This is a genomic window from Litchfieldella qijiaojingensis (assembly GCF_014651875.1).
Classification (GTDB): domain Bacteria; phylum Pseudomonadota; class Gammaproteobacteria; order Pseudomonadales; family Halomonadaceae; genus Litchfieldella; species Litchfieldella qijiaojingensis.
Genome location: NZ_BMXS01000040.1, coordinates 1 through 22433, shown reverse-complemented (window position 1 = coordinate 22433; position 22433 = coordinate 1). Strand labels below are relative to the sequence as shown.

Sequence of the window (22433 nt, the reverse complement as noted above, 5' to 3'; positions counted from 1 at the left end):
TCGATGAATCGGGGTTTTCCCAATCCTCTTGCGTGCCCTATGCCTGGAGTCCGGTCCGTCAGCCCTGTGAGGTCACGGCCTATTCACACAGCCATCGTTTGAACGTGCTGGGCTTCCTGAGCCGTCACGGAAAACTGGTGTATCACACCACGACGGAGGCGGTGACGACAGAGACGGTCATCGCGGCTTTCGATCATTTCATTGAACAGAAAGCCCCGGAGACCTTCGCTGTCATCGTACTCGACAATGCCAGCATGCATAGGTCGAAAGCGTTCCGGCAAAAGCTGCTGGAATGGATGTCGCATCGTGTGCACCTGGTCTACCTGTCAGCGTATTCGCCAGAGCTGAACCTGATCGAGATTCTCTGGCGGCAGATCAAATATCGCTGGCTGCCTCTGACCGCCTATCGAGACTTCGCCACGCTATGCAGCGAGGTTATCAAAGTGCTCAGTAACTACGGAAGTGAGTACAGGATTACTTTTGATTAAGCACTTAGTACTAGGGAACCGCTGATTAATTGATGGCCAAGCGCCACATGACCCTTTCCTGGCAAAAGGGCTCGCCACTGTTCAATATGTCGCCACCTTCTGGCAGCGTTTTCTGCCCAGCCGCCCGGTCGTCAGTCGGCTGGGTCATGCTCAAGACGCACTGCTCCCCTCAACGCAAGGCGGGTATCGCCCTGCCAGCACCAGCTTGACGAGACCAAACAGGGTAAAGAGCTGCGCCTGGTTCTTGGCCAGCCCCTTGTAACGCACCTTCCGGTAGCCGAAGAGGTTCTTCAGCACGTGGAAGGGATACTCGACCTTGGAGCGGACACTCGCCTTGGCCTTTTCGATCTCCAGCAGCAAGGTCTTCATTGGGCTGTCTTCCATCTTCCTGATGGTGCTTCGCTTGGCCGCGACGCAACACCGGCTATCCGGATCGTCCTTGTCTTCGTCCAGGTACTCACCCATGCCGGTATAACCAGCATCACCGAAGACGGTATTGTCGTCGTCACGTACCAAGTCGGCCACCATGGTGACATCGGCAACATTGGCGGAGGTGGCCACCATGCTGTGAGTCAGCCCGCTCACGACATCGACGCCGATATGGGCCTTCATGCCGAAAAACCACTGATTGCCCTTCTTGGTCTGCTTCATCTCCGGATCGCGCTGCTTGGCTTGGTTCTTGGTGGAAGGCGCTGCCGCCACGATGGTGGCATCGACGATGGTGCCCTCACGCATGAACGGGCGCTGCTCGGCCAGGCCGGCATTGATCTCCGCGAAGATGCGCTGGGTCAGGGCATGTTGCTCCAGCAGGTGGCGGAAACGCAGCAACGTGGTGGCATCCGGCACGCTCTCGACGGCAAGATCGATACCGATGAAGTCGCGCATGGCCTGGCTGTCGTAGATGGCATCCTCCAGCGCCTCGTCGGCCAAGGCGTACCACTGCTGAAGAAAGTAGACACGCAGCATGCGCTCCAGGCCGATCGGTGGACGCCCTCGCTTGCCTGCGGCATCCGGGAAATAGGAGGACGACAAGGCATTGATCAGCCGCTGCCAGGGCACCAGGGCATCCATCTGGGCCAGGAAGCGCTCCCGGCGCGTAACCTTCTTCTTGTTCTGGTACTCGGCCTGGGCAAAGGAGATCTGCTTCATCAGGTGGCTCTGGTCAGATAGTAGCAGGAGCGCCAGATTCTACCCCACCGATGACTGCCAGGCAGCTACAGCGGGATTTATGCAGCGTTTCCCTAGCGACTGGCCGACAGGACTGGCACCATGATGCCATGAACAAGCGACTCCTGATCGTGGCCCATGCGCCTTCGCCCAATACCCTGAAGCTGCGCGCGGCCGCCGAGCGTGGCGCCCGCCACCCCGATATCGAAGCCGTCGACGTCACGGTCAAGGCGCCACTGGACGCCGGACCGGACGACATCCGCGCCTGCGATGCCATCCTGCTCGGCACCACCGAGAACCTCGGCTACATGAGCGGCGCGCTGAAGGATTTCTTCGACCGCAGCTACTACCCCGTACTGGAGGAGAAGCAAGGCCTACCCTGCGCACTCTACATTCGTGCCGGTCGCGACGGCACCGGTACCCGCCGCGCGGTGGAAGGCATCGTCACCGGCCTGCGCTGGCACTGGGTTCAGGAACCCTTGACGCTGCGCGGTGAATGGCAGGAAGCGTTCGTCGATCAAGTCGAAGAGTTGGGGACGTACATGGCGGCGGCCTTGGACAGCGGCATCATTTGAACGCGAAACGGCACCCATGCGGGTGCCGTTTTAGTTTCACGTGAGGGTGCAGCTTACTTGAGGCGCTCGAACACCGTGGCCACGCCCTGGCCCATGCCGATGCACATGGTAGCCAACCCCAGGGTGGTTTCCTGTTGCTGCATCACGTTGAGCAAGGTGGTGCAGATACGTGCTCCGGAGCAGCCCAGTGGATGGCCGAGGGCGATGGCACCACCGTTGAGGTTGACCTTTTCGTCCAGAGCATCGAGGAAGCCGAGATCCTTGAGTACCGGGATCGATTGGGCGGCGAAGGCCTCGTTGAGTTCCACGGTCTGAATGTCGCCTGCGGACAGGCCAGCGGCCTTGAGCGCCTGCTTGGACGCTGGTACCGGCCCATAGCCCATGATCGAGGCGTCGCAACCGGCCACGCCGGTGGAAACGACCTTGGCGATCGGCTCGACACCCAGCGCCTGGGCACGCTCATAGCTCATCACCGCCAGTCCGGCGGCACCCACGGAGAGCGCCGACGAAGTACCCGCGGTCACCGTGCCACCACGCGGATCGAACACCGGCTTGAGCTCGGCCATCTTTTCGAGGCTGGCATCGGCACGCACCACTTCATCATGTTTGACCAACACACGGAAACCACGGTCGTCGTGTCCTTCGACACCGATGATCTCGTTGTCGAAGTAGCCTTGCTCGTTGGCGGCATAGGCACGCTGGTGCGAGCGTACCCCGAACTTATCCTGTTCCTCGCGGGACACACCGTGCATCTTGCCCAACAATTCAGCGGTCAGGCCCATCATCATCGCCGCCTTGGCGGCATACTTGCTGGCTGCCGGATTGACATCGACACCGTGGGTCATGGGCACATGCTCCATATGCTCGACGCCACCGATGATGTAGAAGTCGCCCATACCAGCCTTGATGTTGGCCGCGGCGATATGCAGCGCAGTCATTGACGAACCGCACAGGCGATTGACGGTCTGGGCCGGCACGGTGCGCGGAATGCCGGTCATGATCGCCGCATTGCGGGCGATGTTCATCGCCTGTTCCAGGGTCTGGTTGACACACCCCCAGATCACGTCGTCGACTTCATTGGGGTCGAGATTGGCATTGCGATCGAACAACGACTGCATCACCGATGCCGACAGGTTCTCGGCACGCACGTTGCGAAAGGCACCATTCTTGGCCTTGGCCATGGCAGTCCGTACCCCATCGACCACCACGATATCTCTCGGATTCAAACTCATCTGCTGACTCTCCTTAACACGTGGTGATTCAGGCGTAGAAATGCTCGCCGGCCTTGGCCATCTGGCGCAGTTTATCGGTGGGCGCGTAGAGCGGCCCCAACTCGTCGGCGAGGCGATCCGCCAGGTCGACGAACTCGGCTATCCCCGTTGCATCGATATAGCGCAGCGCTCCACCTCGGAACGGCGGGAAACCGATGCCATAGATCAGTGCCATGTCGGCCTCGGCCGGGCTGCCGACGATGCCGTCCTCGAGACAGCGCACGGTCTCCAGACACAGCGGCACCATCAGGCGCGCCATGATCTCCTCGTCGGAGAAATCCTGTTCCTTCGTCACCATGCTCTTGACCAGTTCGTAAGCCTGGTCGTCGTTGACCTTCTTCGGTTTGCCTTTCTTGTCTTCCTCGTAGGCGTAGAAGCCCCTGCCGTTCTTCTGGCCCAGGCGGTCGTTGTCGACCATTACCTGAATGGCGGTCTTGCCTTCGCGCGCCATGCGCTCGGGGAAACCTTCGGCCATCACCTCACTGGCATGCAGGGCGGTGTCCATGCCGACCACGTCGAGCAGATAGGCCGGGCCCATCGGCCAACCGAACTTCTCCATCACCTTGTCGACGCGCTGGAAGTCGGCCCCCTGCTCGATCAGCAAACTGAACCCACCGAAGTAGGGGAACAATACGCGATTGACCAGAAATCCCGGGCAGTCGTTGACCACGATCGGCGTCTTGCCCATGGCTCGGGCGTAGGCCACGGTGGTCCCAACAGCGGCATCGCTGGTCTTCTCGCCACGGATGACCTCGACCAGCGGCATGCGATGGACCGGATTGAAGAAGTGCATGCCGCAGAAATTCTCGGGGCGCTTGAGGTTCTGCGCCAAACGGTTGATGGAGATGGTCGAGGTGTTGGAGGTCAGGACGGTGTCCTCGCCGACCAAGCCTTCCACCTCGGTAAGCACCGCATCCTTGACCTTGGGATTCTCGACCACCGCCTCGACCACCAGGTCGACATGGCCGAAATCGCCGTAGGACAGCGTGGGACGGATATTCGAGAGACGCTCGGCCATCTCGTCGGTACCCAGCTTGCCGCGCTCGACCTGCTTGGCGAACAGCTTGCGCGCCTCCTTGAGGCCGAGTTCCAGCGCTTCCTCCTTGATGTCCTTCATCAAGATCGGCGTGCCCTTCGAGGCACTCTGGTAGGCAATGCCGCCCCCCATGATACCGGCCCCCAATACCGCCGCCTGGGCGACCTTGCCAGCCTGTTTTTCGTATTGGCTGGCCTTCTTCTTGACTGCCTGATCATTGAGGAACAGTCCCACCAGGTTGAAGCAGACATCGGTCTTGGCCATCCTGGCAAAGGCCTTGGCCTCGATGGCTTGGGCTCGCTCACGGCTCTCACCGGCGCCCTTCTGGATCACCTTGATGGCCTCGATGGGGGCTGGATAGTGCGGGCCGGCCTTGCCCGCCACATAGCCCTTGGCAGTCTCGAAGGCCATCATCTGCTCAATGGGATTGAGGTGCAGCGGGCCCTTCTTCTCTTCGCGTCGGGCCTGGTAATCCAGTTCGCCGGCATTGGCCCGCGCCAGGATATCGAGCGCAGCGGCTTCAAGCTGGTCACCCGGCACCACGACATCCACGGCCCCCGTCTTCAGGGCATCCTGGGCCTTGTTCTCGCTGCCGCCTGCGATCCACTCGACGGCATTGTCGGCACCGATCAAGCGTGGCAGGCGAACGCACCCACCCCAACCCGGCACGATACCCAGCTTGGTCTCGGGCAAGCCGATACGGGCCTTGTCGCTCATCACCCTGAAGTCCGTGGTCAACGTGACTTCGCAACCACCGCCCAGCGCCAGCCCGTTGATGGCGGTCACGGTAGGGAACGGCAGGTCCTCGATGGCATTGAAAATGGCGTGGACTCTCTGGTTCATCTCGACCAGGAAGTCTTCTCCCTTCTCGAACAGGCCATGAAACTCGGTGATATCGGCGCCGACGATGAACACGTCCTTGGCACTGGCGATGATCAGTCCCTTGACTCCGCTTGCACTCTGCAGCGCCTTGACCGCTTCATCCAGTTCTCCGACCACGCTGCTGGAAAGCTTGTTGATGGACTCATCCTTCAAGTCGAAGGTGAGCGTCGCGATACCATCGCCATTGGTCGCCACCGTGATGGCATTGCCTTGATAGATCATCCACGAATCTCCACACAGGGTTGGACGTTGGAGGACCGCCAGGTTTTCATACGGCCGTTTGATTGATGGATAGCTTGGTCCACCTTGCCCCTTGGCGTCAAGTCCACCTTCTTTAGCCTAACGTCGAAGTCGGCTCGTTACGCCGATGCATGGTGTCGCTCTTCCACGACTCCCGACCACGACACTAGCTTGTTAGGATGCGCCTTTTCGTTGCCATTGGGAGATATTCCCGCGACATGACGAAGTCATCATCTTCATCGCCCTCCGACGTCCTTCCCAACGGGACGGAGCCATCTCGCGACGACCGCCCTCGTTCACCCCGTTTGTGGGCGCTGCAACGCCTGGCCGAGCGACTGATAAGTCGCATTCGTCCCTATATGTGGGTCTGGCCGCCTGTCGCTTTCAGTGCCGGAGTGGCAAGCTTCTTTCTGGTCGACCGCCAGCAATGGCTGGGTGGGGCCCTGGCGCTGGGCATGCTACTGGCCTGGGTACTGCTGCTATCAGAAAGCCTGATCGGACGCTTCCTGGCGCGACGCGGCTACAGCACCCTGCCACGTGGTGTGACGACATTCATCGCCCAGATGATTCACCAGGAAACGTTGTTCTTCTGCTTGCCGTTCCTGCTGGCAACCACGGTATGGACCAGCGGCCAGGCGCTATTCACACTGTTGATCGTGGCGCTGGCCTTGCTCTCGATCCTCGATCCGCTCTATTTCAAGCTTGCCGATCGCTATCGCTGGGTGTATTTCGCCTTCCACGCCCAGTGCGTGTTCGTGGTGGTATTGGTCACCCTACCGCTAATGCTGCAGTTGACCACCAGTGAGAGCCTACGCTATGCCGTAGTGCTCATGGTCATCTTCAGCCTGCCGAGCCTGTTGCACCTGGTCAGGCCTCAACAGTTCAAGGGCTGGATGACAATGTTCGGCCTGCTCGCGTTGCTGGCCAGCCTGGCCTGGGTCGGCCGCGCCTGGGTGCCACCTGCCAACCTGTGGATAAACGGTAGCGCCCTCTCGCCAGGTCTCGATACCGCGACCCGCACGCCGCAAGGCAGTGTCCGGTTGCAGACCGATGCCCTACGTCGTAGTGGCCTGTATGCCTATACCGCCATCCGCGCACCTCGCGGCCTACGCGAGGAGGTCTATCATGAGTGGCGTCACGAAGGAGAGTTGATGGATCGCATTCCTCTCGTCATCCATGGCGGTCGCGAGGATGGTTACCGCGCCTGGACCCACAAGAGGAACTTCCCCAAGGAATCCGCCGGTCGCTGGCGCATCGATATCATGACCACATCCGGCCAACGCATCGGCGTCATGCGCTTCACGGTGACCGACAAGCCTAGTGCCGCCTTGGTCGCCGATGGCAGTATCTCACCGCCTCCCGGCGTACCGGGGCTGGATATACGACGATTGGTGCCAGGTAATTACCCCCACCAGCCATGACAAAGGGGGGTGCGTCAAAACAGGTGCTTGCAATACACGGATTGGGTTCGGACAATCCTGTCATCAGCCTGCGAATGCGAAGAGTCATGCATCAGAATATCGGTTTCAAGCTATCTCGCCTGCCACGCCTGTGGCGCGCGATCCTCGACAAACGCCTGGCGCCCCTGGATCTGACCCAGACACGCTGGATCACGCTCTACCATCTGTGGCGTTTGGGCGATGGCCAGGCCCAGTGCGACCTGGCCCGAGCCATCGGAGTGGAAGCGCCATCCCTGGTGCGCACTCTGGATCAACTGGCCGAGCAGGGGCTGATCGAACGCTGTCCCTGCGATCAGGATCGCCGCAGCAAACGTATCTTTCTAACTCCGCAGGCCACGCCACTGCTGCAGCAAATCGATGCCGTCGTCAACCAGGCCCGGGCGGAAATGCTTGCGGGGCTGAGCGATGAGGATATCGCCAATCTCGATGAGCTGCTGACCCGTATAGAGCGCAACGGCCTGGAGATCCAGGCCCGGGAGGAGTCGGAAGCCGACGAGTCACCCCACAGCGTCACGTAGAGTCGCCAGAACCGAGCTGTCGTAGCGTAGGCCGATCCGGTCGCCCTGCCAATGCACCACGGAGAAACGAGAAATCCTCCAGATAACGAGCGAAACGTTCTCCGTCCTGGGACTCGTTCCACCATAGCGCCAGTGTCTCGCGATTGGACTCGATCACCACGGCATCCTGCGGCAATCGCATCAGCAGTTCACCCAAACGCTCATCGGCCTTTGGTGGGAGGGGACGCAAGGGTTCGATACGCCAGCGCCAACCGGGTCGAAATTCCTTGAGACTATCACCGGTCTCCTCGCTTCTCACCAGCACGAAACGGGGTCCTGGTCGTTGTAGCGGATAGGGCCATCGATAACATGGCATGGGTGCCGGATCATTATGCAATGGCGGTTTTTCCAGCTTGACCCTGACGCCGGCCTTGATGGCTGCATCACGCAGCTTGCCCAGACGCATCTGGTGCGAATTGGGCCGGAGCCACATCATCGGCGCGATGACCAGCAACATCAGGCCGATGATAATAAACCACTCCATGGATATCCCTCCAAACATTGGGAACGGAAGCTAAAACGTTGATATGGATCGTTGTCGAGACGCACGACCCGACCTAGAGTTGGAGACAACTACCATTTCTCTAATGCTGGGAGCCTCCCATGAGCAACGAATACCGCCACATTCTGGTTGCCGTCGACCTGACCAAGGATTCGCACAAGGTACTGGAACGAGCCTTACCCATCGCCGAGCGCAACAATGCCAAGCTCTCGATCATGCACACCCTGGAACCACTGGGTTTCGCCTATGGCGGCGACATTCCCATGGATCTGACCAGTATCCAGGACCAGCTCGATGACCATGCCAAGCAGCGCCTGGCGGAAATCGCCGATCCTCACAACGTGCCACGTGAAAACCAGCATGTCGTGGTCGGCATGCCTGATACGGAAATTCACCGCTTCGCCGAGGAGCACGACGTCGACCTGATCGTGGTCGGTTCTCACGGGCGCCACGGCTTTGCCCTGTTGCTTGGCTCCACCTCCACCGGTGTTCTGCACGGCGCCAAGTGCGACGTGCTGGCGGTGCGTGTCGGCAAGGACGGCGAGAAGAGCGACGAGTGACGATCCTCTCTCCCGTACTTGCCCACGAAGCGGATGATCCATGAATCACCGCTTCGTCACTCCCCGGCGGCCATGGACTCCAGTTCCATCCAGCGCTCCATGGCCGCGTCCAGTTCAGCTTGCTTGGCACTCAAGGCTTCGAGAGTCGCCGTGACCTTATCGGCATCCTGCTGATAAAAGGCTGGATCGCTCACCGTGGCCTCGAAGTCCGCTACTTCAGTTTCCAAAGCCTCGATGGCGGATGGCAGTCGATCCAGTTCACGTTGCAACTTGTAGGATAACTTGGCCGATCTGGCACGTTTTTCCTGGTTCGGCGCGGCTGGCTTGTTGTCGGGGGACAGTGCCGCCACCTTGGCTTGGCCGGATACCTGACGGGCATCGAAATCCCAAGGTGCCGGCGGCAGTTTCCCCCCCTGGCGCACCCAGTCGTGGTAACCACCGACGTATTCGCGCACCCGCCCCTCTCCCTCAAAGGCCAGCACCCCGGTGACCACGTTATCCATGAAGGCGCGGTCGTGGGATACCAGCAGCAAGGTGCCATCGAAATTCAGCAACAACTCCTCGAGCAGCTCGAGGGTTTCGATATCCAAGTCGTTGGTCGGCTCGTCGAGGACCAGTACATTGGCCGGCTGCGTGAACAGTTTTGCCAGCAGCAGACGATTGGATTCGCCACCCGACAAGGCCTTGACCGGCTGCCGCGCTCGCTCGGGAGTGAACAGGAAATCCTGCAGATAACCGATGACATGCTTGTCCTTGCCCCCTACCGTGACGCGATCGCTCCCCTGGGCCACGTTGTCGTATACGGTCTTTTCCGGCTCCAGACCCGCGCGAAGCTGATCGAAGTAGGCTACCTGTAGGTTGGTGCCAAGCTTGACGGTACCTTCGGTGGGGTTGAGCTCGCCGAGCAGGATCTTGAGCAGGGTGGTCTTGCCGGCGCCGTTGCGACCGATCAGGCCAATTCGGTCACCGCGCTGAATTTCAAGGCTCAAATCACGGATCACCCAGTCGTCGCCGAAGCGCTGACTGACGCCGGAGAGTTCCACCACGCGCTTGCCGCTGCGCTCTCCTCTATCGACCGCCAGACTCGCCCGGCCCTGACGTTCGCGTCGCTGGCTGCGTTCGGTGCGCATCTTCTGCAACGCGCGAACCCGCCCTTCATTGCGGGTCCGACGAGCCTTGATGCCCTGGCGTATCCAGGCCTCTTCCTGAGCAAGCTTCTTGTCGAATTCGGCGTTCTCCCGAGCCTCGATCTCCAACTCATGGTTCTTCTGTTCCTGGTATTTGTCATAGTCACCCGAATAACGTCCCAGGCGCCCACGGTCGAGCTCCAGGATGGCGGTGGCCAAGCGTGACAGGAACGCACGGTCGTGGGTGATGAACAGCACCGCGCCGTTGAATGCCAGCAGTTGTTCCTCTAGCCAGCCGATGGTGTCGAGATCCAGGTGGTTGGTCGGCTCGTCGAGCAACAGCAGGTCGGGCTCAGCGACCAAGGCGCGGGCCAACGCTACACGTCGCCGCCAGCCTCCCGACAGTGACTGCATCGGATCGTCGGCGGGCAAGCCCAAGCGAGTGAGGATGGTGTCGATGCGCTGGTGGAACGACCAGCCATCGATAGCCTCCAACTGGGTCTGCAGGCGCTCCATGCGCTGCATGTCGGGTTCCGATTCCTGCACCAGATGATGGTACTCGGCAAGCAACGTGCCCGCCTGCGGCAGCCCTTGAGCCACCACATCGAAAATCGTCTCCCCCGACGCCGAGGGCAAATCCTGCTCCAATACCCCGATCTTCAGTCCCGGGGCACGCCAGATACTCCCGCCATCGGCGTGCGCTTCTCCGGACACCAGTTTGAGAAGCGTCGACTTGCCAGTGCCGTTACGCCCCACCAACGCCAAGCGCTCACCCCGTTCCAGTACCAGATCGGCACCGTCGAGCAGCACATGCGGACCATAGGCCAATTGCAACTGTTCCAGACGTAACAAGGTCACGCGCATACCTCATACAAGCCGTCAAAGGCCCCTAGTGTAACGCATGGCCGAGCCAAGGTGGCCTTGGGTACAATGGAGCCATTCTTCGGAAAGGAGTCCCATCTTGACCAGCAAGCCAACCGCGACCTTCGACGACGGGCTTCCCGAGGCGCTGCGGTTCCATTCGCCGACAGCGCTGGTGGACATCGGCGCCAATCTGACCCACGACAGCTTCGCTCGCGACCTGGATGCGGTGATCCAGCGCGCTCGAGCTGCCAATGTCGCCACCATGATCCTGACCGGAACCGACCGCGAACATGCCGAGCAAGCGGTTACACTGGCTCGCCGCTGGCCGGGCCTGTACGCCACCGCCGGCGTCCATCCTCACGATGCCAGCCAATGGAATGCCGAGCTCGAGCGCGTCATGCGCGATCTACATCGTGAGCCCGAGGTGGTAGCCGTCGGCGAATGCGGGTTGGACTTCAATCGCAACTTCTCCTCGCCGGCCGACCAGGAACGCGCCTTCGAGGCCCAGTTGGGTCTGGCCGTGGAATCCGGACTGCCCCTGTTCATCCATGAACGCGATGCCGGTCCACGAATGCTCGAGATCCTCAAGGCCTGGCGCGATGATATCGGGCATGCAGTGATACACTGCTTTACAGGCGATCGAGCGACGCTGTACGGCTATCTGGACCTTGATCTTCATATCGGTTTTACCGGCTGGATATGCGACGAAAGGCGCGGTCACCACCTACGCGAGCAGGTCAACGAAATACCGCTCACACGGCTGATGGTGGAAACCGATTGCCCATACCTGTTGCCACGCAATTTGCCTGCCAAACTCAAGGGAAGACGTCACGAACCGGCCTTATTGCCATGGATCGTGCGCGAAATAGCTCATTGGCGTGGCATCACCGAAGCCGAGCTGGCCATCGCGACCACGGCCACCGCGTGCGCCTTCTTCCGTTTGCCCGATGCCGTTCACCTTGCAGAGGACTCCTGACATGGCCGACTTCCCTGGCTTCATCGCCGTCGAAACCGGAGAGGACGGCGGATTGCCACTCGCCATTGCCTGGGCATTACCCGATGGGCAGGTCAAGCATACGTTGATCCAACCGGACAATGACTGGCTCGACAATGAGCTGGTTTCGCTGGGCGACTACAGCCTGGAGGAACTCGACAGCCTGGGCGTGAGCCCACTGGATGTGATTCGCGAGCTGGAGAACGATCATTTCAGCGCCACCCTGTACACCGCAGGTATCAGTGATGACGAGGCCGCCCTCTCTCGCTTGTTCGATGTTTTCGGACTCGACCCCTTCGTCGAACTGGCGCCTGCCGACTCCCTTTATCCCGATCTCGCCCCCGGAGAATGGTCACGTGCCCGTGGCGAACTGTTCGGCGAACTGGGGCTCGAACCTCTGCGCCCCGAACAGGAAGTGCAAGTGATGCTGATGTTGCATCAGCGGCTCGGCGGGGGGGACTGACCGGCTCAAGCCATGTCACCGCTGGACGGCGCGATGTTCTGATTCAAGCGAAACAGATTGGCCGGGTCGTATCGGGTCTTGAGTTTGATCAGCCGATCGTAGTTCTGCCGATAATTGGCACGAACTCTGTCATCGTCGTCACCGGACATGAAGTTCACATACCCTCCCTCCTCGGAATAGGGGCGAAGTGCCTGATAGTAGGCGCGCCCCCAGTCGATGTTGCGCTCACTGTCGTCGGGGTCCGGCCAACTCGGGCCAAGGACCGTCGCAAAGCTCGCGTCCCGATAGGCGAACGCGGTGGCATCGGGAGCGACACGCTGGCACGCGCCATCAATGGGAAACAAGAGCGTCGCACTCTGGATGCACGGAACGCGGGCGCCATAGTCGACATGCACGTCGATCGCTTCCTCGGAAAGATGCTTGGTGAAACAGCCCTTCCAATAATGATACAGCCCGGCGGGCAGCAGCTCGTCGAACAGCGTATTGATCACCGGATAAGGCATACGCTGAACGTACTGTCCTAGAACAGGACCAAGACGGCCCAGTCGCTCACGTATCGCTTCGTCCTCGCCTCGCGGTCCACTCCAGCAGGTCAATACCACGACCACTGGCCTACCATGCCACGTCTCGGGTAGGAACGGCAGCGTCGGACCGAGCGTAATGCCGAGGATCGCCCCCAACTCCTCGGGAGCCTCAGCGATCAGAGTCCGGTAACCACGGATGACATCCGCATCGAGCGGATAGAAGGTTGGGCCTCCAAGAATATCTGCCACGGCATGCAGACGGTACTCGAACGACGTGACCACACCGAAATTGCCACCTCCACCGCGGATGGCCCAGAACAGATCCTCGTGGCGGCTTTCACTGCAAGTCAGGAAGCACCCCTCGGCAGTGACCACGTCGGCCGACAGCAGATTGTCGCAGGCCAGCCCGCAACTTCGCGCCAAATAGCCGAGACCGCCGCCCAGCGTCAGGCCGGCGATGCCGGTGGTGGACACGATTCCACCGGTCGTCGCCATGCCAAAGGCTGCAGTGGCATGGTTGAGGTCGGCCCAGGTGCTGCCCCCTTCTGCACGCACGCTGTGACGCTCCGGATCGACCCGGATACCGCGCATCCTTTCGAGAGAAAGCACCAGGCCATCGTCACATGTCCCGAACCCGGGGACGCTGTGGCCTCCGCCGCGGACGGCCAGGGGAAGCTCGTGTTCTCTGGCAAAGGTCACGGCAGTCATCACGTCCGCGACGTCCGCCGCCTGGACGATCATGGCTGGACGGCGATCGTGACATGCGTTGTAGACCTTGCGCGCCTCATCGTAATCCTCGTCTTTGGGCAGTATCAGCGCACCACGCAGACACTCCCCGAATTGCCGAATCATATCGGCTCTCGATGCGATGCCTTCCATAACCACCTCCCCGATCATCGATCGATGCATGACACACACATAGCCATTCCGGCTGTAGGCGTACCCCATGGGTCGCACTTGAGGTATAGCTGGCGGACGTCCCACGGGCGTGACACAGACGTGACACCCGCACTTAGCAGTACAAGGCATCACCACATAGGCTGTACTCAGGAGGCACACTTCCATGACGCTCCTGCATATCTCGCTGTTGGGTGAGTTCGCCTGTCATACGGCCGAAGGGCAGCGGCTCGCCTTCCCGACCCGCAAGGTCGAAGCATTGCTTGCCTATCTGGCGGCAAGCCCGTTCAGGCAGCACCCGCGTGGCATGTTGGCAGGGTTGCTGTGGGAAGACATGCCCGAGTCCCGGGCGCGCACCAACCTGCGTCAGGCATTGTCGCGGCTGCAGCGTGCGTTGCCGGCAGCGGCACGGGAAGGCCTGGCCATCGACACGCAGGAGGTAGGTCTAAAGGCGAACGCAACCGTGGTGGACCTCGAAGCGTTCGAGCGACTACTGGCCGACGACACTCCGGAAACGTTGGAGCGTGCGCTTGCACTGTATCGTGGCCCTTTCCTGGAAGGCATGGCCGAATGCGGCGAGGCCTTTGAGGACTGGCTGATGGCACAGCGCCAACGGCTGGACGAGCAATGGCAACAACTAATGCATCGGCTGCTCGATCACTATGTACTCACCGGCGCCATCGATCCCGCTATCCAGCTCGCCCTGCGGCTGCTGGCAAACGATCCCTTGGACGAAGGAGTGCAGCGCACGCTTATCCGCCTCTATCTCTACCAGGATCGGATAAGAGCGGCACTCGAGCAGTACCGGCGTTGCCGCGAGCGGCTAGCCGACGAACTCGGTGTCGCTCCCGCTCCGGAGACTGAGCGTTTGAAGGATGAGCTGTTGGGGCTATTGCCCGGATATCCCCGCGACGAGGCCGGCTTGGCGCGCGAAAGCGACGACCTGCCTGAGCGCCCCAAGGTGATCGAAGCCGCTGCCGCGTCCCGCGCCCGCCGCCGCTCGATGTCATCCGACCGCCCTTCTCTCGCCGTTCTGGCCTTCGTGCCGCTCGAAGATGCCAGTATCCATCGCCACCTCAGCGACGGCCTGGCGGAGGACATCGCGACCGAGCTCGGTCGCTTCTGCGAACTCGACGTGATCGCGCCGGCAAGCGCATTGGCGTACCGCCATACCCACGCCACACCAGAGCAAGTCGGCAGCGAACTGGGTGTGGAATATCTTCTCGAGGGACATCTACGGCGCCAGGGTGAACGGCTCCGACTCACCGCCCGCTTGCTGGCGACGTCAAACGCGCGCCAAGTCTGGGCCGAACACTATGACTGCCGGCTCGACGAGCTCTTCGACGTTCAGGACGACATCGTCTGCCATATCGTTGGCAGCCTGGTCGGACGGATCGAGGATGACCGGTTGGCACTGGCCCGTCGGAAACCGCCCCAGGATTGGCAGGCCTACGATCTCTGGCTGCGCGGCTGGCATGCCTTGCGCCGCTCCGACCTGCCGGCCATCCACGAGGCACGCCGCCATTTCCGGCAAGCGCTGGCCCGGGACCCTCAATTCGCCCGCGCCTATGTCGGGCTCGCCCTCGCTCACCTCAACGAGTGGGCATGTTACTCTTGGAACCACTGGGTGTTCCTGCAGCAGGAGGCATTGGAGCTCGGCCGCAAGGCAGTCGCGCTGGATGCGCGCGACCACCGCGCCCACTGCATGCTGGGCTTGGCCGAACTCTACGCTCGCCGTTACGAGGCGGCGGACCGTGAGCTATCGCTGGCCCTGGCACTCAATCCGAACGATGCCGACGTACTCGCCCATGCCTCCTTTGCCCTGGCATTGGCCGGCGAGCCCGAACGCGGCGTGGAAGCGGCCCGCAAGGCACTGCGCCTCGCGCCATACCGACCGGATTGGTACGCCGGCATGGCGGGTATCGCCTTCTTCAGCGCACGCCTATACGACGAGGCCATCGATACCATGGCGTCTGCTCCCCAGGCCTTCTGCAACACACCGGCTTTCATCGCCGCGGCCTATGCTCACCTCGGCCACCCGGAGCAAGGTGCGAGCCATCGGGATACCGTCTATCGCCACTATCGCTATCAGTTGGCTCGCGGCACATTCCCCGAGCACACTGGCTGCCTCGACTGGCTGACGGCTCTGGACCCCTACCGACATACCGCCGATGCGGAGCACTATCTCGAAGGGTTGCGCAAGGCAGGATTCAAGTAGACAAAGTGACGGGATTCAGCGGTAGAGCTCAGCGGCATCTTGCAAGAACCGTCACCGGATCACCCGCGGAGCTGACGGCTTCCTGCGACCAGCGCTTCCTGAAGGCTCGCGCCCCCCAGATAGAAGGTCTTCAGTGCCATGCGGAAAGCAGCGGCCCGCAGCGGCAGTCCTTCCGCTTCGTAACGCACCGCCCGCTGCTTTACCCGGGAGCGAAATCCTTCGCGATCGACTTCGATCTCACCCAAGTTGTCGACGCTGACATGGAAGGTCAACCCACAGGCCCGTGAAAACAATAGCTCCAGTGCCTGCGGTGCCACTTCCACCGACTCGAACTCACACTGTTGTGAGGCATCGCGCCCATCGGGCAGATACCAGTAGCCGTAATCCTCCAGTTCGCGCCTTCTCGCGCCGGCGATGCACCAATGGCTGATTTCGTGCAGTGCACTGGCGAAGAACCCCCGTGCGAAAATCACTCGGTGGTAAGGGCAATCTGCATCGGCAGGGCGGTACAGCGGTTCGTCGCCGCCCCGTACCAGACGGGTCCGGAAATGATCGAAGAAGAGACCATCGAACAAAGCGATGATGTCGTCGAGGTGGTGAGTCAAAACGTCTCCTGGAACGGCTGAGCGGAGCACATTATAGGGGCTCATACCGCGAGCGAAAATCTTCGTCGATTGCTAGACTATTCCTCTTGCCCAAACGGTCAGGAGCCAGCCCAAGGGAGGAGCTGGCCCGCGTCCCGGAAAGGAGTGTCAGCGTTGTCCCGGTTTCCCTCTTCCGCCTTTTTCGCTCGCAGCCGCAAGGAAACACGGTTGCTGATTCGTCTTGGCCTGCCGATCTGCGGCGCCCAGCTCGCCCAAGCGGGCATGGGTGCCACCGATGTGATCATGACTGGGCGCCTAAGCGCCACCGACCTAGCCGCGGTATCCGTCGGTTCCAGCCTGTGGATGCCGCTGATGCTGTTCATGACTGGAACCTTGATGGGGCTTACCCCGATCGTTGCACAACTGCTGGGTGGCGGGCGAACCCCCCTTATTCGCCCCAATGTGCATCAGGCGCTGTGGGTGGCCGTGGTACTTGGTATCGTGGCCGCCCTGTTGCTCTGGCTCACGGTAATGCCGATCTTTCGCCTGATGGGAGTGCCGCAGAATGTTGCCGAGGTTTCCACCAGCTACCTCGCGGCCGTGGCCTTCGGCATGCCGGGCGTGGCTCTGTTCCAGGCATTACGTGCTTTTTCCGATGGCATGAACCATACCCGCCCATCGCTATGGATCAGCTTGGTCGGCTTGGGAGTGAATGTCCCGAGCAACTATGTGTTGATCTACGGAGGCCCCGGGCTGGTGAAGTTGTTTGGCAACTGGCTACCGGCACCGGTGCAGTCATTGCCTGTCTTGGGCGCGCTGGGCTGCGGCATCGCCACGGCATTATCGATGTGGGTGATGTGCCTCGCCATGTTGTTCTATACCCAGCGCTCGCGTGCTTACGGCTCGGTGAAAATCTGGCATTCCCCCTCCCTGCCACAACGCAACATGATCGTCGAGTTGCTATACGTGGGAATCCCGATTGGCGTGGCAATTTTCGTCGAGGTCACCCTATTCACACTGATTGCGCTGTTCATCGCCAGCCTCGGCGAAATCACTGTAGCGGCTCACCAGGTGGCGCTGAACTTCACCTCGATTCTGTTCATGCTGCCGCTATCTCTGGGCATGGCGCTGACGGTCCGAGTCGGCAATACCCTGGGTAGCGGCCGGACACGGGAAGCCCGCTTCGTGGCTTGGAACGGCATGGCGGTATGCCTGTTGGCTGCCCTGCTCAACGACCTCATCCTGTGGCTGGCGTCGGAACCGGTGGTCGCGCTCTATACTCACAATAGCGAAGTGCAACGCCTAGCCTTGTCGTTGATCGGGCTGGCAATGATCTATCAGGTCTCGGACTCCTTGCAGGTCAACATGGCCGGCGCCCTGCGAGGCTACAAGGACACCCGGATCATCATGGCCATCACGTTGATCTCCTATTGGCTGGTTGGCCTCGGAGGTGGTCACTGGCTAGGCACGGTGGGCTTGCCGGTACTGTTCGATCCGCTAGGGGTGCATGGTTACTGGATCGGCTTGATCGCCGGCCTCACGCTGGCGGCAGCATTGCTGGGCATTCGCTTGCACAGGATCAGCAAGGCGGTGAGTGATGGTCGACTGGCGATTCCCCGTAGCTAAGAGAAGCGGCTTGCATCTGCGTCTCTGCGGAACCGCCCTGGCCTGTCTTGCCATGCTCCTCGGCTGTGGCCGTCAAGGCCCCGGGGATGCCCTGCTGACCGACTATCAGCAACGGCTGGCCGAAGCACTCGACATCGAACACCCCATCCCCGAACCACCCGCCAATATTGGTGGCTTCCCCGATCAGGACGAGCGGCTGTTCGACATTCCCGAGATCCGCGAAGACCTCCTCGATATCTATGCCTTGCGTGAATGCCATATCACCTCACTGATAGCCAGACGCAATAACCAGTTAGGACGTGTTGCCGCCCCCAGCCAGCGCTGGCTCTATGAACTCGAGCTATGGCGCCGCTTGCATGAGTGCTGGCATTCAGAAGTGCCGGAGTCGCTCGCGGAGAACGACCGCCTGCGTCTGCAACGCCTGACGGAAACCAAGACCGACCAACTGCCACGAGCAAGCTGGAATGCGCTGTTCGCCTCCAGCGAATGGGTCGGCAGCTTCTCTCGTGCCAGTTCCCCCCTGGCACCGGAAGACGAGATCCCATTGGCCGAATCCTTGGAAGCACTGGATTATCTGCGTATTGGCGCGGAGCGTCAGTTCGATCCTGACTGGGAAGCCGACTCCTCGACACTGGAAGGACACCTGAAGACATTGCAGCGTGAGCCACTGACAGCACGCATCCTGCGCTCGCTCATGCTTGCCAGCCTGCGCCTGGAAGAAGCCAACGCCATGCTCGTTGCTGCCCTGGGCTCGCCCCCCACTTGCCCCTTGGAACAAGGCGACATCGACACCGAGCGCCTGTTGAGCATTTTTCAGCAACACTTCAAAGCCGAGGTTCATCCCTATCTGGAGGATATCGCCGACAAGGCCCGTGCCTGGCTGGAAGCGATCAACGCATTACTGGAAGCTCACGAGGTATCGCGCCCCGCCGTCGCTGACTACCGGCAAGCCTGGCTGTCGCTGGACAATCCAGAGGCCCCATGGCCACGTTTCCAAGAGGCGACTCAGACCCATACGCGGCATTGGCAACGAATCAGGCGAACATGCGACTCTCCAGCGAAGGAAGGTGGGGCTTAACTTTCCACGCCCGACTGTGCTAATAGTGAAGCAAGGCGATGCCGTTACAACGCGCAAGGAGGGTAATCATGGGTACCCCACTGTCCCCCCGTTCCGCTCAGGTCATCGACCTGAATACCGTGCGACAGCGGCAGCTCGCCAGGCGTCGGCTAGTGCGGCTAGCCCCCGAGCTGGATGGCCTTGAGATGCTCTACCATCTCGCTTCCGACCCGGAGACGCTGTATGGCATGCCATTGTTGGCCTGGGGTTTACGAGAAGATGGCGAGATCGTCGGCCTGGTGCCCTGGATGGAGGCGCTGACCCCCTGTCACCAGCTCGATGATCCCGAATATGGTCATTTCGTCGGCTATCGCGACCCGGAAACCGAAGAGGTCTTCCATAGCGCGCCGGACCACAAGGTGTTCGAGCTAGAGCACGCCGCCGCCTATTTCGATTATGAGGATACCGCGGAACCGACGCTGATTCAGCAGATACCCGACACCTTGGGTACCCATGCCCTATGCATGGACGGTGACGACGTTCCTTGGCAATTGAAGCAAGTCTTCGGATGGCGCCTCTATAGCAACGGGGACGTGGAATCGCTACTCGTCGATGAAAAGCGTATCGAGTCGACGCCGGTATTGGCGGGCGACGCCTGCCTCTATCCTGGTCATAGCCGTCACCAGGTGGTCTACTTCTTCCAGCGAGTCATCGCCAACCGTATCAAAGAGGAGGATCCCGCTACTCTCGAGGCTCTCGCCTTGATGGTGGCACGCTGACGTCATGCCATGCACAGGAGCAAGGCGTCAACCCAAACGAATGAAGTACCAATAGACCCCATTGTTTTCAGACTGGTGCATCAGCTCATGCCCCAGGAAACTGCAGAACTTGGGGATGTCGCGTATCGTAGCGGGATCTGTGGCGATAACCTTGAGGATCTCGCCACCTTGCATGTCCCTTACGCGATTGTGCATCAACATGATGGGTTCCGGGCAATAGAGGCCGGTAGTGTCCAGTTCGACATCATGGACCGGAGCGTCGTCAGTCATATTGGCCATCGCTTCTCTCGTCAACCTCTCGAATAGCGGAACAAGCAGGTAAATGGAGCAGTAACATGATCAAGATCCTCATCGAACGTCAGATCATGCCCGGGTTGGAAGAGGAATACGAACAAGCGGCTCGAGAAGCCATGAGAGCCGCGATCAATGCGCGCGGCTTCATCGCCGGCGAAAGCCTTTGCGAACGTCATCACCCCGAACGACGCCTGCTGATCACTCAATGGCGCGACCTGAATGCCTGGAAGGACTGGCAGCACAGCACTGAGCGAGAACGTGTCATGCAACATGTCTTTCCATTGTTATCCGAAGACGAACTCGTGCGCGTCTTCGAGCACTGCTGAGTCGCTTCACGACAACAAACGCACATGCACCGTGACCTCTTCACGGTCATGGTACAGATGTCGGCAGCGAATCTCAGCCGTTATCCTGGCCTCGCTCAAGTGACGATCGAGGCGCAGTAGACAGCGCTCGACCTCTTGCCAGCGCTGCTTCATCGGCAGCTTGAGGTTGAACACCGCCTCACGGCACCAACGACGCAATAGCCAACGCTCGATCATCTCCACGACCCTCATCGGCTTATCGACGATATCGCACACCAACCAGTCGAGGCGATTGGGTGGTACCCAGGTAAACCCATCCTCACGCAAATGCTCGACCTGACCACTAGCCATCAAGTCCTTGTCCATGGGGCCATTGTCGATGGCATAGACATACATCCCCTTGCGTACCAGTTGGTAGGTCCAGCCTCCTGGTGCCGCCCCCAGGTCCGCAGCCTGCATCCCTTGGTTCAATCGTTCTGGCCAGGCATCACGCGGCACGAACGCGTGCCAGGCTTCCTCCAGCTTGAGCGTCGAGCGACTAGGGGCCTCGCGAGGCGAGCGCAAACGCAGAATCCCCCCTGGCTGTTCGCTGCGATTACCCGGGAAACTCATTCCCAACTGAACCGTATCCCCATCCGTCCAGAACAAGTGAAGGCGACGCTTGCCTGCCTTACGGCGTAGGGCACCGCACTTCTTGAGCGATGATGACAAAGAACGCTCCAGTGCCTTGATCAATCCATTGAGTGCCTTGCCATCATTGGTGTCCGGCGTTTCCTGCCATATGGATTCGAAACTCCAACCGCTCTCCAGGACTTGCGCCACGATCGGTGAAAGTCGATCTTCTCGTGAAATACCCTCGAGCGGCGGCAAGGCAACCAGACTCTGCCTGGCAAACACTAGCGTATCGAGAGGAAGATCACGATGCAGGGCATTGGCTGGTTCTTCGGACGGAAGCACGAAGCGTACATAGCCACTGCCGGATCGAGACTGCGGCTCACCATGCCAGCCCGCCAGGTCCGCCTTGGTGGAAAGCTCGGCACTTAGGTCATGTTCGAATCCAGGACGGCAATAGAGCAGCAGTTCGTGAGGGGTCATGGGGTCTCCTATCGAAGGCAAGCCAGTCTAACGAGGTCGACTAGTGCCTCACAAGTGCGATTCCCTGGATCGCTTGTCTGCCCTACCCCGCTGTAACGCCTCTATATCCTGTAGTTGCACATTCAGCGCATTGGTGGAGATCATCACTTCCCAAAGTGAGAACACCAGCGAAACCGAGAGGCTGATCAGGCTGATGCCGAACAGGACCATGCCGAACAGCTCCAAGGAGAGAAATAACGCGAACATCGACAAGGTACAGAGCAGGAAACTCAACACTCCGGCCACTTGCATGCGTTTGGTCAGGGTGATGCGTTTGCGGAGCAATAGGATCTGACGTGCGGTGACATCGTGGTGAGTGCTGCGCTCCTCGTTGGCCAGCTTGCGAATCAGTTGCGCCAGGGTAAGAAAGCGATTGGTATAGGCCAGCAACAGCAATGAAATGGCCGGAAACAACAAGGCGGGCGTCGTCAGCGTCACGAAATACTCCAGACAGTACTTTTAGACTTATGTCGCATTATACGCAACCCGTGTAATGACAACGAGTCGACTATTCCAACGTTTGAAAAGCAAAAACCCCCAGCCTCGCGGGAGGCAGGGGGTTCGANAAAAACCCCCGGCCTCGCGGGAGGCTGGGGGTTCGAAGAGGTGCCTGACGATGACGCTCGCTATGGTCGTCAGGCGTAACTGGTGCGCTGCTGCCGCCGCGGGGCGGTCGGGCAACAGCGCGTGCGAATCATGCCGTACGTCTCGTCGTATCCGTCAATCGTGCGCGTCATGCGCAGACCCCTTGGGGTTATATGGTCAAGCCGCACGGGCCATTAGTACCGGTCAGCTCAACGCCTTGCAGCGCTTCCACACCCGGCCTATC

The 22433-nt window shown here is 60.4% G+C and carries 22 protein-coding genes; 12 read left to right on the top strand and 10 right to left on the bottom strand.

What is annotated here, in order from left to right; genetic code table 11:
- Nucleotides 1-488: IS630 family transposase (locus IE093_RS21545; RefSeq protein WP_189472883.1), on the top strand; the 488-nt coding region annotated here is incomplete at its 5' end.
- 150 nt (nt 489-638) lie between these two features.
- Here IE093_RS21545 and IE093_RS21540 read toward each other — a convergent pair.
- Complete coding sequence (locus tag IE093_RS21540; RefSeq protein ID WP_189472880.1) at nt 639-1637, bottom strand: IS5 family transposase; 999 nt, start codon at nt 1635-1637, stop codon at nt 639-641.
- 128 nt (nt 1638-1765) lie between these two features.
- On the opposite strand from IE093_RS21540, the gene IE093_RS21535 reads away from it, so the two are divergent.
- Nucleotides 1766-2230 carry a flavodoxin family protein gene (locus IE093_RS21535; RefSeq protein WP_189472878.1) on the top strand — a complete coding sequence of 155 codons (465 nt, stop codon included), beginning with the start codon at nt 1766-1768 and terminating at the stop codon, nt 2228-2230.
- A gap of 53 nt (nt 2231-2283) precedes the next feature.
- Here the strand turns inward: IE093_RS21535 and fadA are convergent, their stop codons facing one another.
- Both fadA and fadB read right to left on the bottom strand, forming a co-directional pair.
- Nucleotides 2284-3462, bottom strand: coding sequence for an acetyl-CoA C-acyltransferase FadA (fadA, locus tag IE093_RS21530; protein ID WP_189472876.1), 1179 nt, complete (start codon nt 3460-3462; stop codon nt 2284-2286).
- 28 nt (nt 3463-3490) lie between these two features.
- Nucleotides 3491-5641, bottom strand: a complete 2151-nt coding sequence (gene fadB, locus IE093_RS21525; RefSeq protein ID WP_189472874.1) for a fatty acid oxidation complex subunit alpha FadB — start codon at nt 5639-5641, stop codon at nt 3491-3493.
- A 236-nt stretch (nt 5642-5877) separates the two neighbouring features.
- On the opposite strand from fadB, the gene IE093_RS21520 reads away from it, so the two are divergent.
- The gene (locus tag IE093_RS21520) at nt 5878-7080 is read left to right on the top strand and encodes a DUF5924 family protein (protein ID WP_189472872.1); all 1203 of its coding nucleotides are present in this window, start codon (nt 5878-5880) and stop codon (nt 7078-7080) included.
- An 86-nt stretch (nt 7081-7166) separates the two neighbouring features.
- The gene (gene slyA / locus IE093_RS21515; protein WP_189472870.1) at nt 7167-7637 is read left to right on the top strand and encodes a transcriptional regulator SlyA; all 471 of its coding nucleotides are present in this window, start codon (nt 7167-7169) and stop codon (nt 7635-7637) included.
- Here slyA and IE093_RS21510 read toward each other — a convergent pair.
- Nucleotides 7630-8160: a preprotein translocase subunit YajC gene (locus tag IE093_RS21510; RefSeq protein ID WP_189472868.1), complete on the bottom strand. Its 531-nt coding sequence runs from the start codon at nt 8158-8160 to the stop codon at nt 7630-7632. The genes slyA and IE093_RS21510 overlap by 8 nt on opposite strands.
- A gap of 119 nt (nt 8161-8279) precedes the next feature.
- Between IE093_RS21510 and IE093_RS21505 the strand changes: the two genes are divergently transcribed.
- Nucleotides 8280-8738, top strand: a complete 459-nt coding sequence (locus tag IE093_RS21505) for a universal stress protein (RefSeq protein WP_189472867.1) — start codon at nt 8280-8282, stop codon at nt 8736-8738.
- 56 nt (nt 8739-8794) lie between these two features.
- Here the strand turns inward: IE093_RS21505 and IE093_RS21500 are convergent, their stop codons facing one another.
- Nucleotides 8795-10723, bottom strand: a complete 1929-nt coding sequence (locus IE093_RS21500) for an ATP-binding cassette domain-containing protein (protein WP_189472865.1) — start codon at nt 10721-10723, stop codon at nt 8795-8797.
- Nucleotides 10724-10826: 103 nt separating this feature from the next.
- On the opposite strand from IE093_RS21500, the gene IE093_RS21495 reads away from it, so the two are divergent.
- The gene (locus IE093_RS21495; RefSeq protein WP_229803870.1) at nt 10827-11705 is read left to right on the top strand and encodes a TatD family hydrolase; all 879 of its coding nucleotides are present in this window, start codon (nt 10827-10829) and stop codon (nt 11703-11705) included.
- Between the two features lies 1 nt (nt 11706).
- On the top strand, nt 11707-12186 hold the full coding sequence (locus IE093_RS21490) for a hypothetical protein (protein WP_189472860.1): 480 nt from the start codon (nt 11707-11709) through the stop codon (nt 12184-12186).
- 5 nt (nt 12187-12191) lie between these two features.
- Here the strand turns inward: IE093_RS21490 and IE093_RS21485 are convergent, their stop codons facing one another.
- The gene (locus tag IE093_RS21485) at nt 12192-13562 is read right to left on the bottom strand and encodes an FAD-binding oxidoreductase (protein WP_189472858.1); all 1371 of its coding nucleotides are present in this window, start codon (nt 13560-13562) and stop codon (nt 12192-12194) included.
- Between the two features lie 211 nt (nt 13563-13773).
- On the opposite strand from IE093_RS21485, the gene IE093_RS21480 reads away from it, so the two are divergent.
- Entirely contained in the window at nt 13774-15825 is a 2052-nt protein-coding gene (locus IE093_RS21480; protein ID WP_189472857.1) for a BTAD domain-containing putative transcriptional regulator, read from the top strand.
- A 59-nt stretch (nt 15826-15884) separates the two neighbouring features.
- On the opposite strand, the gene IE093_RS21475 is transcribed toward IE093_RS21480, so the two are convergent.
- Nucleotides 15885-16430 (bottom strand): elongation factor P hydroxylase, encoded by a 546-nt coding sequence (locus tag IE093_RS21475; RefSeq protein WP_229803868.1) that lies wholly within the window; start codon nt 16428-16430, stop codon nt 15885-15887.
- Nucleotides 16431-16583: 153 nt separating this feature from the next.
- Here IE093_RS21475 and IE093_RS21470 point away from each other — a divergent pair, with 153 nt between their 5' ends.
- From IE093_RS21470 to IE093_RS21460, 3 genes are all read left to right on the top strand, one after another.
- On the top strand, nt 16584-18035 hold the full coding sequence (locus IE093_RS21470) for an MATE family efflux transporter (RefSeq protein WP_189472853.1): 1452 nt from the start codon (nt 16584-16586) through the stop codon (nt 18033-18035).
- Between the two features lie 10 nt (nt 18036-18045).
- Nucleotides 18046-19113: a DUF3080 family protein gene (locus tag IE093_RS21465; protein ID WP_229803866.1), complete on the top strand. Its 1068-nt coding sequence runs from the start codon at nt 18046-18048 to the stop codon at nt 19111-19113.
- Between the two features lie 68 nt (nt 19114-19181).
- Nucleotides 19182-19871, top strand: coding sequence for a hypothetical protein (locus tag IE093_RS21460; protein ID WP_189472851.1), 690 nt, complete (start codon nt 19182-19184; stop codon nt 19869-19871).
- Nucleotides 19872-19898: 27 nt separating this feature from the next.
- Here the strand turns inward: IE093_RS21460 and tusA are convergent, their stop codons facing one another.
- Nucleotides 19899-20150 carry a sulfurtransferase TusA gene (gene tusA, locus IE093_RS21455; protein WP_189472849.1) on the bottom strand — a complete coding sequence of 84 codons (252 nt, stop codon included), beginning with the start codon at nt 20148-20150 and terminating at the stop codon, nt 19899-19901.
- Between the two features lie 56 nt (nt 20151-20206).
- Here tusA and IE093_RS21450 point away from each other — a divergent pair, with 56 nt between their 5' ends.
- Nucleotides 20207-20491 (top strand): antibiotic biosynthesis monooxygenase family protein, encoded by a 285-nt coding sequence (locus tag IE093_RS21450; RefSeq protein ID WP_189472847.1) that lies wholly within the window; start codon nt 20207-20209, stop codon nt 20489-20491.
- Nucleotides 20492-20497: 6 nt separating this feature from the next.
- On the opposite strand, the gene rlmM is transcribed toward IE093_RS21450, so the two are convergent.
- Both rlmM and IE093_RS21440 read right to left on the bottom strand, forming a co-directional pair.
- Nucleotides 20498-21565, bottom strand: coding sequence for a 23S rRNA (cytidine(2498)-2'-O)-methyltransferase RlmM (gene rlmM / locus IE093_RS21445; RefSeq protein WP_189472845.1), 1068 nt, complete (start codon nt 21563-21565; stop codon nt 20498-20500).
- A 48-nt stretch (nt 21566-21613) separates the two neighbouring features.
- The gene (locus IE093_RS21440; RefSeq protein ID WP_189472843.1) at nt 21614-22042 is read right to left on the bottom strand and encodes a DUF2721 domain-containing protein; all 429 of its coding nucleotides are present in this window, start codon (nt 22040-22042) and stop codon (nt 21614-21616) included.
- Nucleotides 22043-22433 lie beyond the last annotated feature (391 nt).

What these genes read in the sequence shown, in the direction of transcription:
- IE093_RS21520 (WP_189472872.1), top strand. Translation starts at nt 5,878, where the DNA reads ATGACGAAGTCATCATCTTCATCGCCCTCCGACGTCCTTCCCAACGGG.
- rlmM (WP_189472845.1), bottom strand. Translation starts at nt 21,565, where the DNA reads ATGACCCCTCACGAACTGCTGCTCTATTGCCGTCCTGGATTCGAACAT.
- IE093_RS21490 (WP_189472860.1), top strand. Translation starts at nt 11,707, where the DNA reads ATGGCCGACTTCCCTGGCTTCATCGCCGTCGAAACCGGAGAGGACGGC.
- tusA (WP_189472849.1), bottom strand. Translation starts at nt 20,150, where the DNA reads ATGGCCAATATGACTGACGACGCTCCGGTCCATGATGTCGAACTGGAC.
- IE093_RS21535 (WP_189472878.1), top strand. Translation starts at nt 1,766, where the DNA reads ATGAACAAGCGACTCCTGATCGTGGCCCATGCGCCTTCGCCCAATACC.
- IE093_RS21505 (WP_189472867.1), top strand. Translation starts at nt 8,280, where the DNA reads ATGAGCAACGAATACCGCCACATTCTGGTTGCCGTCGACCTGACCAAG.
- IE093_RS21450 (WP_189472847.1), top strand. Translation starts at nt 20,207, where the DNA reads ATGATCAAGATCCTCATCGAACGTCAGATCATGCCCGGGTTGGAAGAG.
- fadB (WP_189472874.1), bottom strand. Translation starts at nt 5,641, where the DNA reads ATGATCTATCAAGGCAATGCCATCACGGTGGCGACCAATGGCGATGGT.
- fadA (WP_189472876.1), bottom strand. Translation starts at nt 3,462, where the DNA reads ATGAGTTTGAATCCGAGAGATATCGTGGTGGTCGATGGGGTACGGACT.
- IE093_RS21510 (WP_189472868.1), bottom strand. Translation starts at nt 8,160, where the DNA reads ATGGAGTGGTTTATTATCATCGGCCTGATGTTGCTGGTCATCGCGCCG.
- IE093_RS21485 (WP_189472858.1), bottom strand. Translation starts at nt 13,562, where the DNA reads ATGATTCGGCAATTCGGGGAGTGTCTGCGTGGTGCGCTGATACTGCCC.
- slyA (WP_189472870.1), top strand. Translation starts at nt 7,167, where the DNA reads ATGCATCAGAATATCGGTTTCAAGCTATCTCGCCTGCCACGCCTGTGG.
- IE093_RS21540 (WP_189472880.1), bottom strand. Translation starts at nt 1,637, where the DNA reads ATGAAGCAGATCTCCTTTGCCCAGGCCGAGTACCAGAACAAGAAGAAG.
- IE093_RS21480 (WP_189472857.1), top strand. Translation starts at nt 13,774, where the DNA reads ATGACGCTCCTGCATATCTCGCTGTTGGGTGAGTTCGCCTGTCATACG.
- IE093_RS21460 (WP_189472851.1), top strand. Translation starts at nt 19,182, where the DNA reads ATGGGTACCCCACTGTCCCCCCGTTCCGCTCAGGTCATCGACCTGAAT.